Origin of the sequence: Halorubrum yunnanense (assembly GCF_026586675.1) — an archaeon.
GTDB lineage: Archaea > Halobacteriota > Halobacteria > Halobacteriales > Haloferacaceae > Halorubrum > Halorubrum yunnanense.
On record NZ_JAODIX010000068.1, the window covers coordinates 25,080 to 38,234 of the forward strand.

Consider the following 13,155-nt stretch of genomic DNA (forward strand, 5'->3'; position numbering starts at 1 on the left):
CTCAGGCACCTCCCTCGCCGTACGTCCCCTCTAAGTACTCCACGATGTTCGCGCTCTCGGACATCGTCACGCCGGTCTCGCGGTCGATGATCGCCGGGACGCTCCGGGCGCCGGAGACGCGCTTGACGACGTTCCGCTCCGAGTGCATCGGCTCGACGTACCGGGACTGATACTCCAGCCCGAACCGGTTCAGGGTCCGGACCACGCGCTCGCAGTAGGGGCACGCCTGCAGCCTGTACAGGGTGATTTGTGGCTCCGTCATGGACGGTGATTCGACCGCGGGAGGTGTAACCGTGTCGGCCGCGGCACGCTCCGTGCGTGTCCGCGCGCGACCGGCGGCGACCGGCGACCCGCCTCGTCGACCCCGTCGTCGATCGGGTGAATCGTCCGACGACCCGGACCGTCGAAGGTAATCCTTTAACCGTCCGCCGCCGGAAGGCGAATGAATATGGGCTTGCCGCCGAGCGCGCTGACGGCCGATCTGCTACAGCTGCCGCCGCCGGGCGACAACGCCGTTATCGTCCTCGGCGTCCTCGCGATCGTGGTGCTGGTCGGCCTGTCCGCCTTCTTCTCCTCGTCGGAGATCGCGATGTTCTCGCTGCCGCAACACCGCGTCGACAGCCTCGTCGACGAGGGCGTCGCGGGCGCGGAGACCATCCGCGACATGAAGGAGAACCCCCACCGGCTGCTGGTGACGATCCTCGTCGGCAACAACATCGTCAACGTCGCGATGACCTCCATCGCGACCGCGCTGTTCGGCCTCTTCCTCAGCCGCGGACAGTCCGTGCTGGCGACGACGTTCGGGATCACGACGCTGGTGCTGATCTTCGGCGAGAGCGCCCCCAAGTCGTACGCTGTCGAGCACACCGAGTCCTGGGCGCTCCGGATCGCCCGCCCGCTGAAGGCCTCGGAGTACGCGCTGTACCCGCTCGTCGTCCTCTTCGATTACATCGTGAAGGCGATCAACGAGGTCATCGGCGGGTCGGCCGCGATCGAGTCGACGTACGTCACCCGCGACGAGATTCAGGACATCATCGAGACGGGCGAGCGCGAGGGCGTCATCGAGGAGGAGGAGCGCGAGATGCTCGACCGCATCTTCCGGTTCAACAACACCATCGCCAAGGAGGTGATGACGCCACGCCTCGACGTCACCGCGGTCGCGAAAGAGCAGCCGGTCGAGGAGGCGATCGAGACGTGCATCCAGGCCGACCACGAGCGCGTCCCCGTCTACGAGGGGAACCTCGACAACATCGTCGGCGTGGTGAACGTGCGTGACCTGGTCCGCGAGCTGCGCTATTCCGAGGGAGAGCCCTCGCTGGCGCGGGTCGTCAAGCCGACGCTGCACGTCCCCGAGTCGAAGAACGCCGACGAGCTGCTCGCGGAGATGCAGGAGAACCGCCTTCAGATGGTCACCGTCATCGACGAGTTCGGGACCACGGAGGGGATCATCACCCTGGAGGACATGGTCGAGGAGATCGTCGGCGAGATCTTGGAGGGCGACGAGGAGGCCCCCGTCGAGTTCCTCGAGGAGAACGTCGCCATCGTCCGGGGCGAGGTGAACATCGACGAGGTCAACGAGATGCTCGGGATCGACCTCCCCGAGGGCGAGGAGTTCGAGACGCTCGCCGGCTTCGTGTTCAACCGCGCCGGGCGCCTCGTCGAGGAGGGCGAAGAGATCGAGTTCGACGCGATCCGGATCCGCATCGAGCGCGTGGACAACACCCGGATCATGTCGGCGCGCGTGACGGTGCTCGACGTCGACGGCTCCGAAGAGGGCGAGGCGGGCGAGGCCGAGACGCCGGCCGACGACGCATTTTAATAGGTTTATAAGGGCGTTTCAGTCAGCGTCGAGTGGTTATCGGGGTTGGTGGCGATGAGACAGAGACCGGTTCCGGAAGCCCGACCGCCTGCTTATAAACAGCGTCACCGCTCCCGATCGGGCAGCGTCTCGATCCCTACAGCGGTCACCGCTTCGGCTCTCACACCGCGTACGCCCGGGCGGCCGCGACGAGCGCTTTCCGGTAGTCGCTCTCGGAGGGGTCGGGGCCGAGCCCGAGGAAGCGCTCTTTGAACGCGCCCACGTCGACCGCGTCGGTGTCGCTGCCGGCGGCGCGCGCGAGGTCGTAGATCCGGTGCTCCGGGCCGGCGATGTCGTGGCGCTCGACTAAGGCCAGCGCGAACGCGGCGTTGACGGCGGTGATCTCCGGGTCGGCGCCGGCCGTCACGGGCGGCGAGCCGTCGCGCGAGACGTCGGGGCGGTCGGCGACCGCGGCCGCGAGGGTGGACTCCAGGAAGCCGAGGAGCTTGTCGGCGGGCGCGACGGAGAGGGTGATGTCGTCGGCGTAGATATCTTTCATGTGATTCGCGATCTGGTAACAGTGCGCGAGCTTGCGGCGCTCCACCTTCTCGCCGGAGAGCCCGAGGTACAGCGCCTCCTCCGTCGACTGGAGGTGGGATGGGTGACCCTCCTCGTAGCGGGCCATGTGCGAGAGCTCGTGGACGGCCAGCTCGCGGGCCATCGCGCTCGTGGCCGCGCGCTTCGAGACGTTGAGGACGTGGTAGCCGTCGTAGTGGCCGGCCCACGTCCGCTCGTCGGGGTCCTCGCGCACCTTCACGTGGACGGGGTCGGCGAGCGACCACTCGGTCTCGAACAGGTCGGCGGCGCCGAGGAACGGGTCGGGGGGAACGTCACCCTGCACGCGGAGATCCATGCGTACCGTTCTCACGGCGTCTGCCGATAAGTCTCTTGCGCCCGCCGCAGACGTTTGCCGAGACGCGGACCGCCGGGCGGCCGGTCGAGCGACGCGGTCGCCTACTCGCGCACGGCGCCCACGACGAGGTAGACGACCGGGGTGTCGAGGACGGCGATGACGAGCTTGAGGAGGTACTGTCCGAGCCCGAGCGCGAGGAGGACGCCTCCCGGGAGGGGATCGCCGACGCCGAGCAGGACCGGGGCGGCGTAGAACGCGACGCCGACGAAGATCGCGGTGTCGAGCGCCTGACTGCTCGCGGTCGAGGCGATGTTGCGCAGCCACAGCACCCCGGAACCGGTGCGGTCGCGGATCGCGTGGAAGACGAACACGTCCCAGTTCTGGCTCACGACGTACGCCAGCAGGCTCCCGGCGACGACGTTCGTCGCGGGGCCGAGCGCGGTCTCGAACGCGGCCGATATCTCGGGATCCACTCCGGGCGCGGCGAGCGTCGACCAGACGAGGGCGAGCACGAGGAAGTTCGCGAGGAACGCGACGTTGATGACCACCTGCGTCGCGCGGCGGCCGTACAGCTCGGCGTAGCAGTCGGACGCGAGAAACGTCAGCGCGTACGCGAGCGCGGCGCCCGGCAGCGTGACATCGGCGCCGACCACGGGAAGCGCGAACGGCAGCGGCAGCGAGATCACCTTTGCGGCGGTGAGCTGCGCGGTCGCGAGCGCGACGACGAACAGGGTGATCAGCCCGACGGCGGCCACCGCGGAGCGGTCGACCGGATCCGCCGCGAACGGACCGTCGGTCCCGGTCTCCGTCGGCGCGCGACTACTCATCGCTCGCCTCTCCGTCGGGGTCGGTGCCGTCGACTCCGGCGTCCGCCCCGCCGGCGTCGAGCCGGTCGTGACGCGCGTCGATCTCGTCGAGGCGGTCGAGCGTCTTGCGGATCGACGCGCGGACCGCGTCGCTGCGGTTCACGAACTTCCCGTCCTCGCCGACGTGCCCGTCGAGGTCGTCGAGCAGCTCGCCGGGGATCTCGACGCTGATCTTGGGCACGACTCACTCACCCCCCGCAGGCTCTCTCAGTACCCGATCGACCGTACCGCCGCTCATTCTCCGAGATGCTCTCATAGTACTACTGCGGGATTATCGAGGGGGTGATTAAAGCTCACTGTTCCGACGGAGCTCCGTTGCGTCCCGACGTCGGCCCGTTACCCGTTCGGTCGATCTGTCGGACATCCGTTGTCAGAATCGGCCGCCGACGCGCCGCGATCGAACCCTTTTATACGATCAGTCTGCCGATATTCCCCGACTATGGCACAACGAGAGTCGTGGGCGACCCGGGCGGGATTCATCCTCGCGGCGGCGGGCAGCGCCGTGGGGCTCGGGAACATCTGGCGTTTCCCTTCCTCACCGCCGAGTCCGGAGGCGCGGCGTTCCTCGTCGCGTACCTCCTGCTCGTCGTCGGGGTGGGGCTCCCGCTCGTACTCGCGGAGTTCGTGATCGGACGGCGGTCGAACCGGAACGTGATCGGCGCGTTCGAGGAGCTCGGCCGCTCGAACTGGCGGTTCATCGGCGGACTCGGCGCGCTCGCTGGCTTCGTCATCCTCTCGTACTACAGCGTGGTCGGCGGCTGGGTGATCCAGTACGTCATCGCGAGCGTCACCGGGGCGTACACCAGCGACCCCGCGGCGTACTTCGAGTCGGTGTCGGTCGGAGCGAACGCGATCGCCTTCGACGCGCTGTTCATGGCGTTCGTCGCGGGTATCGTCGTCTTCGGCGTTCGCAACGGGCTCGAGCGCGCGGCGAAGTTCATGATCCCGAGCGTCATCGTCCTGCTCGTGGTCCTCGCCGGCTACGGCGCGACGCTCGAGGGAGCGGCCGAGGGGTACGCCTTCTACCTCTCGCCGGACGTCTCGACGCTGTTCGGCGACGCGCTCGCGCTGCTGCCCGACGCCGCCGGGCAGGCATTCTTCACACTCTCGCTCGGGATGGGCGTGATGGTCACGTACGCCTCCTACCTCGGCGAGGACCGCAGCCTGCTCAACGACAGCCTGATCATCCTCGTCGTCGACACCTCCATCGCTTTCTTGGCCGGGCTCGCTATCTTCCCGTTCCTGTTCTCGCAGGGCGTCGACCCGGGAACGGGCGGCCCGGGAACGGTGTTCGTCGCGCTCGGCACCGCGTTCGCCGAGTTCCCGGCCGGCCGGGTCGTCGGCACGGTGTTCTACATCGCGCTGTTCATGGCCGCGGTCACGAGCGCGTTCAGCATCCTCGAGGTGATCGTCGCGTACGTCACCGAGACGTTCGACGTCGACCGGAAGCCGGCGACCGTCGGCCTCGCGGTCTTGATCTTCCTCGTGGGGATCCCGACCGCGACCGACCTGACGTACCTCACCGCCTACGACGTGCTCGCCAACCAGGTGCTGCTCATCGGCGGCGGGCTCCTGCTCGCGGTCTTCGTCGGGTGGGCGTACGCCGACGAGGGGATCGAGGAGTTCCGGACGGGCATGCGCGGCGGCGACGCGCTCAGCACGGTCTGGATCTGGCTGCTTCGGGTCCCGATCGCCCTGATCCTGCTGTACGTCCTCTACTTCGGCGTGCAGGCGACCGCTGAGGCCATGCAGGCGGCGCTGTGAGCGCTCCGGCGCGCCGCTGACCGGAAATCGACGCGCTGATCTCCCCTCTTTTCGTTCGCTTCGCTCCCGATCCGACCGACCGTCTCGCGCGTCCCGGTCGGCCTGGTCGCGGGCGGTCGACCGTGTGAGGTGGCCCCTTTGCGGGCCGATCGCGGCGGCGCCGACGCCCCGGGGAGAGCGGAGCGTCGGTCGAGGGAAATCGGTGCGGCCGGGCGCCACGGCCTGCCGTCCCGGCCCCCAGTGTCCGGACGGACACAAAAAGGCCCACGTTGCCGGGGGACCGCGCTTATTGAGCTCCCGTCGCTACGATCAGGTGCCGGTGGCCGACGGCTCCATCGGCGATAGTAGAGCGGTACTCGTCACCGACGGTGTGTCCCCCTCCCTGTGGGACGCGCTCGTTACCCCCACGCCGCCCGTGAGCGATCCGCCGGGGCGCGTCTCGCGGTCCGTCGCACCCGCGGGGTGCGCCGCTAAGGCCTCGATCGCACCTCTCTTTCCCGCGCGTCGGGTTCGGTATCGGCCGAACGAACGCTGCACTCGACGAGCCGCGTCTCGATCCCGGCGCGTTGGCGCCCCACCCGGGTAACCCGCCGCCGCTCGAGGCGTGGCACCTCCACCCACGCGAACGCCGTAGCGAAGCGGTTAAGGGCGAACCGCGGGAAATACGGACAACTCGCTGGTGCGGACACAGCGGGCGCTCGCCGCCGGGATCCCGTCGACGCGATCGACGCGCCCCGGGACGAGACGACATGTGGCCGCCTCGCGGCTGAATCGCAACCGTCCGCGGACAACATATGGCACGAAGCTTCTACTCGCACATCAAGGAGGCGTGGCGGTCCCCCAAGGAGGGGAAACTGGCGGAGCTGCAGTGGCAGCGCAAACAGGAGTGGCGCAACGAGGGCGCCATCGAGCGCATCGAGCGCCCGACTCGGCTCGATAAGGCCCGCGAGCTCGGCTACAAGGCCAAGCAGGGCGTCATCGTCGCCCGCGTGAGCGTCCGGAAGGGCGGCTCGCGAAAGCAGCGCCACAAGGCGGGTCGCCGCTCGAAGCGCCAGGGCGTCAACCGTCTCTCGCGCCGCAAGTCGATCCAGCGCATCGCCGAGGAGCGCGCCTCGCGGAAGTACCGCAACCTCCGCGTGCTCAACTCCTACTGGGTCGGTGAGGACGGCTCGCAGAAGTGGCACGAGATCATCCTCGTGGACCCCGCCCACCCCGCGATCGAGAACGACGACGACCTCGGGTGGATCACCTCGGACGACCACCGCGGGCGCGCCTTCCGCGGGCTCACCTCCGCCGGCACGAAGGGCCGCGGTCAGCGCACGCGCGGCACGGGCACGGAGAAGACCCGCCCGAGCGTCACCGGCAACGACCGCCAGGGCAAGTAGGCCCGTCCCGGTCTCGACAGACTTCTCTCGTTTATCAGCCGCGTAGTGGCGAGACCGACGTGTCCACAGCGCCCCCCGATCACAGTACGGTAACGACGAGTCCCGCGGCTCTCCGACTCGGCTCTCAAAAAATGAAACCAGGGGAACGCGAGCGTGCGTGTTCGAGGTGCGATGCGCGGTCGAAACGGGTCTGAGGGGTGTGAGTGAACCTATCCGAGACTCACGCCTCGCGGGTCGCTATCGCTCACGGGACGTATCGTCCCGTTCGCTTCGAGGTCTCCCTTCGGTCGACCTCGCTCGCTCCCCGCTCGGCAACGAGGTTCTTTCAGAACCTCGCTTACATCGCACCGCCCATGCCGCCCATGCCGCCCATGCCGCCGGCCGGGGCGCCGCCCTCGTCGTCGTCGCCGCCGGTCGACAGGTCGCCCGCGGAGATGATGTCGTCGATTTTTAATACGAGGTTCGCGGCCTCGGCGGCCGAGGAGATGGCCTGCTCCTTCGCCTGGGCCGTCTCCACGACGCCGGCCGCGGCCGTGTCCTCGACCTCGCCGGAGAAGACGTTCAGCCCGGCGTGCGCGTCGCCGCCCTCGTGGGCCGCGCGCAGGTCGACGAGCAGGTCGATGGCGTCGAGCCCGGCGTTCTCGGCGAGCACGCGGGGGATTAGTTCCAGCGAGTCGGCGAACGCCTCGACCGCGAGCTGCTCACGGCCAGTGACGGAGTCGGCGTAGTCGCGGAGCCGGCTGGCGAGCTCGACCTCGATGGCGCCGCCGCCGGGCAGGGTGCGCCCGTCGGAGACGGTCGTCGCGACGACGTCGATCGCGTCCTCGATGCCGCGCTCGATCTCGTCGACGACGTGGTCGGTCGTGCCGTACAGCAGGAGGGTGACGCCGTGGGCGTCCTCGCCCTCGACGTAGAACAGCTCCTCCTCCTCGTCGCGCTCGATCGAGCCGACCGCCAGGTCGTCCGCGGTGAGCGAGTCGAGGTCGCTGACGATGGGTGCGCCGAGCACGTTCTTGAGGAAGCTCAGGTCGGACTTCTTGGTCCGGCGGACCGCCAGGACTCCCTCCTTCGCGAGGTAGTGCTGGGCGAGGTCGTCAATGCCCTTCTGACAGAAGACGACGTCCGCCCCGCTGTCGACGATCTGGTCGACCTTCTCGCGGAGCTGCTCCTCCTCCTGGTCGAGGAACTTCTGGAGCTGGTCGGGCGAGTCGACGTTGACCGAGGTGTCGACGTCGGCCTCCTCGACCTCGATCGCGTCGTTGAGGAGGAGGACGTCGGCCGACCCAAAGTCGGTCGGCATGTCGTCGTGGACCGGGTCCTTGTCGACCGCCGCGCCCGAGAGGAGGCGGGACTCACCGGCCGCGCGGCCCGTGCGGGTCTCGATGTTGAGGTTCGCCAGGTCGACGACGTGCGAGCCGTCGTCGGCCTCGACGGTGACGCCCTGAATCGCGCGGACGACGAGGTCGGCGAGGGTCTCCTTGTCGAGCTCGGCGCCCTTGCCCGTCATCGACGTCTCGGCGACGTTCTTCAGCGCCTCCGTGTCGCCGGCGTCGACCTGCGTGGCGATATCGTCGACCTGCTCGCGGGCGTACTCGCTCGCGAGGTTGAACCCCTTGATCACCGCTGTCGGGTGGATGTCCTGCTCGAGGAGGTCCTGAGCGTTCTTGAGGAGCTCGCCCGCGATCGCGACCGCGCTCGTCGTGCCGTCGCCGGCCTCGTCCTCCTGGGTCTCGGCGACCTCGACGATCATCTCGGCGGTCGGGTTGTCGATGTCCATCGTCTGCAGGATGGTGACGCCGTCGTTCGTGATGGTGACGTCGCCCGTCGAGTCGACGAGCATCTTGTCCATCCCTTTCGGTCCGAGCGTCGAGCGCACGGACTCGGCGACGCCGCGCGCCGCGGAGATGTTGTACTCCTGTGCGTCCTTGTCCTGGACGCGCTGGGCGTCGTCGCCCATGATGATCATCGGCTGACCCTGCTGCATTCGCTGACTCATACACTGTTTGATTGATTGTGATTCTATATAAACCCGTCGGTGAGAAACGATCGAGCCGCGCCGGGATCGGCGGTCCGAAATCCGACAAAAACGCCGGACTCCGGTCGCTTCCCCCGTCGCATATGCGGGTAGTTAGCATGCCACCCCGCGGCGATTCTGGCGCCCACACAGGCCTATTTATATACCTCGACGTCCGTCGCGGCGGGGAGACAGACGAGAGAGGCGCGTCGCTCTCGGAGTGCGAGACGGCGGGCGCGTCGCTCCCGGAGTGCGGTTACGAATCGAAAAGCGAAGGCGGCATTCGGTCGCGAGCGGTCACCGATCGAGCTCGTCCCCGTCGAGGTAGTTCGAGTCGACCTCGTCGAGCGTCGGTTCCGGCGGTTCGTCGGCGGCGTCGAGCTCGCGTTCGTTGAGGCGGCTCTCCAGCTGCCGGCGCTTGTTCTTCCCCTTCCGTTCGCGACCCGATTTCGTGTCTGGCATCGTCACCCGTGACAACACAACCCACACATATGAGTCTTGTGTCGGTGTGCGGAAACGTCGAGCGACGGGGTGGAGACGGCGCTGTGGCTACGAACTCGCGTCGGCCTGAAAACGCCAGGAGAGGGATTTGAACCCCCGATCCCAGAAGGGAACACGCTTTCCAGGCGTGCGCCTTACCACTCGGCCATCCTGGCTCACGTCGAGGTAATCCGCTGTGACTGTTAAGTCCTTCTCTTCGGGTGCTTCGTCCGCAGTCGATGCTCCGTCGCGTAGGCGATCCCGCCGGACGCGACGGCGACCGCCGCGGCGAGCCCGATCACGCCACCGTATCCGACCGGGAGGTCGCCCGCGGCGATCCGGAACCCCTGCGCGAGCACGAGGAACGAGAACCCCCCGACGAGCCCCCACAGGGCGGCCGACTTCGCTCTGGCGCGCTTCGTCGGCCCGGGAGCCCGCGTCTCGGACCCGCCCGTGGCTCGTCCGCCGTCGCCGTTCATCCTACTCGACGACGGCGACTGCCTCTATCTCGACGCCGACGCCCTTCGGGAGGGCGCCCGCCTGCACCGCCGAGCGCGCCGGCGGCGACTCGCCGAAGTAGCCCGCGTACGCCTCGTTCATCTCATCGAAGTCGTCGATGTCGGCGAGGAAGACCGTCGTCTTCAGCACGTCCGTCGGTTCCGCGCCCGCCTCGTCGAGCACGGCGACGAGGTTGTCGAGGGCTCGCTCGGTCTGTTCCGCGATCGGCGCGTCGCCGAGGAGGTCGCCGTCAGGCGTCAGCGGGATCTGCCCGGCCGTGAAGACGAGGTCGCCGTTCGTCGTCGCCTGGCTGTACGCCCCGACCGCCTCGGGCGCCCCGTCCGTGTGGACGATATCCTTCATACCCCTCCACGTTCGGCGGGCCGCCGTAAGAGTGGCGGGGGACGCCTCCTCGAGAGAACCGTACCGGACCTCCCTCAACCACCGTTGATCCTATATCCCTCGCCTGCTAACACGCGACACATGACGGGAGGTACCCTCCTTCCGGTCGCCTCGGTGTTCACGGCGGTGATCGCCGCCAACCTCGCCCTCGCGTGGCTCCTCGCGAGGCGGGACTGGGAGCGGCCCGAGATCCTCGGGTCGGCCGGCGATTCGTCGCCCTCGGAGTCGGAGTCCGGACCGGGAGCCCACCCGGACGGCTCCCCGGCAGCTGGCCCGGAGTTCGCCGCGGACGCCGACACCGGATCGTCGGCGACCGGAACCGTTCCGGACGGAGACCCGCCGTCGATCGACGTCGACGGCGAGACCGTCGTCTGCCAGCACTGCGGGGCGGAGAACCGATCGGACTTCCGCTACTGCCGGTGGTGCGTCCGGTCGGGGTTCCCGGCCCAAGGCTCGGGCGCCGTCGGCGGCTCGGGGGTGACCGAGGGTTCGCCGTGACCGGCGTCGGACCACACCCGCAGACTCAGTCCGCGTCCACGCGACAGCCGCCCGAGTAGTCGATCCCGTCGATCGTCTCGATGGCGTCGTCGCCGCACACCGGACAGTCCGGATTCCGCCGGTACGGGACCGTCTCGAAGCTCAGGTCCATCGCGTCGTAAAAGAGGAGTCGACCGCCAAGCGTCTCCCCGACCCCGAGCAGGAGCTTGATCGCCTCGGTGGCCTGGACGCAGCCGACCGTGCCGGGGAGCACGCCGAGCACGCCCGTGGCCGCGCAGTCGGGCACCGTCCCGGGCTCGGGCGCCTCCGGGAACAGACACCGGTAGCAGGGGCCCTCGGGGACGAGCGTCGTCGCCTGTCCCTCGAACTTGTAGATGGCGCCGTGGACCACCGGCAGCCCCTCGATCCGGGCTGCGTCGTTGACGACGTACCGCGTCCGGAAGTTGTCCGCGCAGTCGACGACCACGTCGTACCCGGCCAGCAGGTCGCGGACGTTCCCCTCGTCGAGGCGCGTCTCGCGGGCCTCCACGTCGATGTCGGGGTTGAGCCGGTCGACGTACCGCGCCGCGGACTCGACCTTGGGCTCGCCCACGTCGGCGTCGCCGTGGATCACCTGCCGCTGAAGGTTCGAGCGCTCGACGACGTCGTCGTCGACAATCCCGATGGTGCCCACGCCGGCGGCCGCGAGGTACTGGATGACCGGCGCGCCGAGCCCGCCCGCCCCGATCACGAGGGCGCGCCCGTCGAGGAGCCGCTTCTGCCCCTCCGGGCCGACCTCGTCCATAATCACGTGTCTTGAGTACCGGTCGAGCTGGTCGGCGTCGAGCGAGAGACTCATGGATCGGTGTGTGTCGGGAGCCGGTATAATCGTGTTCCCGACTGTACGACGTTTGAGTGTTCTCGGGGCTCGGCGGTTCTGTTGGTTGTTTATAAACAGCTGACCTCGATCTGACGATGAACACCTGCAAAGCCCAGGCCGCTCGCCTATAAATGGTTGACTGCAGACCGGCGGCGAACATATCCAAAGCCTCAGCCGCTCGGATCTGTGTGATCGACTTCCTCGCGGTGAACACCTCCAAAGCCCCAGCCGTGAGGACGGCGCACGCTCGCCGCGCTCCTCGGTCGTTCGCTTCGCTCACTCCCTGCGGTGCTCGCGTCGTCTGCGCCGTCCTCACGGCTGCCCCTTTGAGTCCCACCCCGCCCCGCACAGCAACCACACCTCACACCTCCCCAGCCTCGTCGCTCACTCCGTTCGCGACTCCCTCGCACGCGCTGACTCGCGGCCGCCGAGGGCGGCCGCTCGCAGGCGCGCGCCACCGCAGACTCATTTATAAATCAAATTCATAAATCACGTCACCGACGCTCCCGTGTGGGACCTCACCGTCGCCCCCGCGCCCGCCGTCGATCCAGCAGGGTTCAAGTACCCTTCTGGCAAAGCTTGCGGTATGCAGACGCTGCTTCTCAACGCGGACGACGTCGACGAGAACGCCCGGATGGACCGCGTCATCGACGCGGTGCGCGGCGCGTTCACGGCCTACGAGCGCGGGAACGCGAAGATGCCGGCGAAGTCGTACATCGACCTCCCGGAGTACGACGGCGACTTCCGGTCGATGCCCGCCTACCTCGACATCCGCGCCGAGGACACCGCGGAGGAGACCGGGTGGGACGCCGCCGGGATCAAATGGGTGAACGCCCACCCGGACAACCCCGCCGACCACGGCCTCCCGACCGTGATGGGGACGATGATCTACTCCGACCCCGAGACGGCGTTCCCGCTGGCGATTCTCGACGGCACGACGCTCACGATGAAGCGCACGGGCGCGGCCGCCGCGGTCGCCACCGACCACCTCGCGGTCCCCGACGCGACCTCGCTCGGGATCGTCGGCGCCGGCGTCCAGTCGTACACCCAGCTGGAGGCGATCGCCGAGGTGCGCGACATCGAGGAGGTCGTGGTCAGCGACCTCGACGAGGAGCGCGTGGCGGACTTCGTCGACGCCTTCGGCGACCGGTTCGACGTCCGGGCGGGCTCTCCCTCGGCGGCCGGGCACTGCGACGTGCTCTCGACGGTGACGCCCGTCGAGGACCCGATCGTCGGCCCCGACGACGTGGGCGAGCACACCCACGTCAACGCGATGGGCGCCGACGCCGAGGGCAAACACGAGCTCGCGGACGACCTCCTCCTCGACGCGACCGTCGTCATCGACGACCGCGAGCAGTGCACCCACTCCGGCGAGATCAACGTCCCCTACGCGGCGGGGACGCTCACCGACGACGACATCTATGGCGAGGTCGGCGAGATCGTCGTCGGGAACCGACCGGGCCGAGCCGGTGTCGACGCGGGAAGCGACGCCCCCGACGCGGACGCGGAGGGCGTCACCGGGGTCACTGTCTTCGACTCGACCGGCCTCGCGATCCAGGACGTCGCCGCCGCCCGCGTCGTCTACGAGCAGGCCGACGACAACGACAACGGCTACCCGTTCGACCTGCTCGGGCTCGCGGAGTAACCGGAGCGACCGCCTTTTACCGCCGCCGCGCCT

The 13,155-nt window shown here is 68.6% G+C and carries 13 protein-coding genes, 1 tRNA gene and 1 pseudogene; 5 read left to right on the plus strand and 10 right to left on the minus strand.

The genetic code is table 11. The features are described 5' to 3' along the window. Nucleotide 1 precedes the first annotated feature (1 nt). Nucleotides 2–262 (minus strand): glutaredoxin family protein, encoded by a 261-nt coding sequence (locus N5096_RS14175; protein ID WP_267665462.1) that lies wholly within the window; start codon nt 260–262, stop codon nt 2–4. A gap of 186 nt (nt 263–448) precedes the next feature. Here N5096_RS14175 and N5096_RS14180 point away from each other — a divergent pair, with 186 nt between their 5' ends. Beyond that, complete coding sequence (locus N5096_RS14180; RefSeq protein ID WP_267665463.1) at nt 449–1,819, plus strand: hemolysin family protein; 1,371 nt, start codon at nt 449–451, stop codon at nt 1,817–1,819. Between the two features lie 160 nt (nt 1,820–1,979). On the opposite strand, the gene N5096_RS14185 is transcribed toward N5096_RS14180, so the two are convergent. The 3 genes from N5096_RS14185 to N5096_RS14195 form a co-directional block, all read right to left on the minus strand. Further along, a complete protein-coding gene (locus N5096_RS14185) occupies nt 1,980–2,711 on the minus strand; it encodes a DUF5781 family protein (RefSeq protein ID WP_267665464.1) in 732 nt (243 codons plus the stop codon). Between the two features lie 101 nt (nt 2,712–2,812). Further along, nucleotides 2,813–3,538: a queuosine precursor transporter gene (locus N5096_RS14190; protein ID WP_267665465.1), complete on the minus strand. Its 726-nt coding sequence runs from the start codon at nt 3,536–3,538 to the stop codon at nt 2,813–2,815. After that, nucleotides 3,531–3,758, minus strand: a complete 228-nt coding sequence (locus N5096_RS14195) for a ribbon-helix-helix domain-containing protein (RefSeq protein ID WP_267665466.1) — start codon at nt 3,756–3,758, stop codon at nt 3,531–3,533. Before N5096_RS14195 ends, N5096_RS14190 begins: the two co-directional genes overlap by 8 nt. Nucleotides 3,759–4,016: 258 nt before the next feature. Here N5096_RS14195 and N5096_RS14200 point away from each other — a divergent pair. Both N5096_RS14200 and N5096_RS14205 read left to right on the plus strand, forming a co-directional pair. Beyond that, nucleotides 4,017–5,341: pseudogene (locus N5096_RS14200) on the plus strand (sodium-dependent transporter). A 794-nt stretch (nt 5,342–6,135) separates the two neighbouring features. Then, on the plus strand, nt 6,136–6,726 hold the full coding sequence (locus tag N5096_RS14205) for a 50S ribosomal protein L15e (protein WP_267665467.1): 591 nt from the start codon (nt 6,136–6,138) through the stop codon (nt 6,724–6,726). 337 nt (nt 6,727–7,063) lie between these two features. Here the strand turns inward: N5096_RS14205 and thsB are convergent, their stop codons facing one another. From thsB to N5096_RS14230, 5 genes are all read right to left on the minus strand, one after another. Then, nucleotides 7,064–8,710 carry a thermosome subunit beta gene (thsB, locus tag N5096_RS14210; RefSeq protein ID WP_267665500.1) on the minus strand — a complete coding sequence of 549 codons (1,647 nt, stop codon included), beginning with the start codon at nt 8,708–8,710 and terminating at the stop codon, nt 7,064–7,066. Between the two features lie 327 nt (nt 8,711–9,037). Then, nucleotides 9,038–9,202 (minus strand): hypothetical protein, encoded by a 165-nt coding sequence (locus N5096_RS14215; RefSeq protein ID WP_267665468.1) that lies wholly within the window; start codon nt 9,200–9,202, stop codon nt 9,038–9,040. A 112-nt stretch (nt 9,203–9,314) separates the two neighbouring features. Beyond that, nucleotides 9,315–9,396: transfer RNA gene (locus N5096_RS14220), tRNA-Ser, on the minus strand. 27 nt (nt 9,397–9,423) lie between these two features. Next, nucleotides 9,424–9,699 (minus strand): DUF7981 family protein, encoded by a 276-nt coding sequence (locus N5096_RS14225; protein ID WP_267665469.1) that lies wholly within the window; start codon nt 9,697–9,699, stop codon nt 9,424–9,426. 1 nt (nt 9,700) lies between these two features. Continuing rightward, the gene (locus tag N5096_RS14230; protein WP_267665470.1) at nt 9,701–10,081 is read right to left on the minus strand and encodes a Rid family detoxifying hydrolase; all 381 of its coding nucleotides are present in this window, start codon (nt 10,079–10,081) and stop codon (nt 9,701–9,703) included. Nucleotides 10,082–10,201: 120 nt separating this feature from the next. Here N5096_RS14230 and N5096_RS14235 point away from each other — a divergent pair, with 120 nt between their 5' ends. Next, a complete protein-coding gene (locus tag N5096_RS14235; RefSeq protein ID WP_267665471.1) occupies nt 10,202–10,618 on the plus strand; it encodes a zinc ribbon domain-containing protein in 417 nt (138 codons plus the stop codon). A gap of 25 nt (nt 10,619–10,643) precedes the next feature. On the opposite strand, the gene ubaA is transcribed toward N5096_RS14235, so the two are convergent. Next, the gene (ubaA, locus tag N5096_RS14240; RefSeq protein ID WP_267665472.1) at nt 10,644–11,456 is read right to left on the minus strand and encodes an SAMP-activating enzyme E1; all 813 of its coding nucleotides are present in this window, start codon (nt 11,454–11,456) and stop codon (nt 10,644–10,646) included. Between the two features lie 607 nt (nt 11,457–12,063). On the opposite strand from ubaA, the gene N5096_RS14245 reads away from it, so the two are divergent. Next, a complete protein-coding gene (locus tag N5096_RS14245; protein WP_267665473.1) occupies nt 12,064–13,122 on the plus strand; it encodes an ornithine cyclodeaminase family protein in 1,059 nt (352 codons plus the stop codon). The last annotated feature ends 33 nt before the right edge of the window (nt 13,123–13,155 follow it).

Excerpts from the sequence above, each read along its gene's own strand:
- N5096_RS14175 (WP_267665462.1), bottom strand. The coding sequence starts at position 262 with ATGACGGAGCCACAAATCACCCTGTACAGGCTGCAGGCGTGCCCCTAC.
- N5096_RS14180 (WP_267665463.1), top strand. The coding sequence starts at position 449 with ATGGGCTTGCCGCCGAGCGCGCTGACGGCCGATCTGCTACAGCTGCCG.
- N5096_RS14185 (WP_267665464.1), bottom strand. The coding sequence starts at position 2,711 with ATGGATCTCCGCGTGCAGGGTGACGTTCCCCCCGACCCGTTCCTCGGC.
- N5096_RS14190 (WP_267665465.1), bottom strand. The coding sequence starts at position 3,538 with ATGAGTAGTCGCGCGCCGACGGAGACCGGGACCGACGGTCCGTTCGCG.
- N5096_RS14205 (WP_267665467.1), top strand. The coding sequence starts at position 6,136 with ATGGCACGAAGCTTCTACTCGCACATCAAGGAGGCGTGGCGGTCCCCC.
- thsB (WP_267665500.1), bottom strand. The coding sequence starts at position 8,710 with ATGCAGCAGGGTCAGCCGATGATCATCATGGGCGACGACGCCCAGCGC.
- N5096_RS14215 (WP_267665468.1), bottom strand. The coding sequence starts at position 9,202 with ATGCCAGACACGAAATCGGGTCGCGAACGGAAGGGGAAGAACAAGCGC.
- N5096_RS14225 (WP_267665469.1), bottom strand. The coding sequence starts at position 9,699 with ATGAACGGCGACGGCGGACGAGCCACGGGCGGGTCCGAGACGCGGGCT.
- N5096_RS14230 (WP_267665470.1), bottom strand. The coding sequence starts at position 10,081 with ATGAAGGATATCGTCCACACGGACGGGGCGCCCGAGGCGGTCGGGGCG.
- N5096_RS14235 (WP_267665471.1), top strand. The coding sequence starts at position 10,202 with ATGACGGGAGGTACCCTCCTTCCGGTCGCCTCGGTGTTCACGGCGGTG.
- ubaA (WP_267665472.1), bottom strand. The coding sequence starts at position 11,456 with ATGAGTCTCTCGCTCGACGCCGACCAGCTCGACCGGTACTCAAGACAC.
- N5096_RS14245 (WP_267665473.1), top strand. The coding sequence starts at position 12,064 with ATGCAGACGCTGCTTCTCAACGCGGACGACGTCGACGAGAACGCCCGG.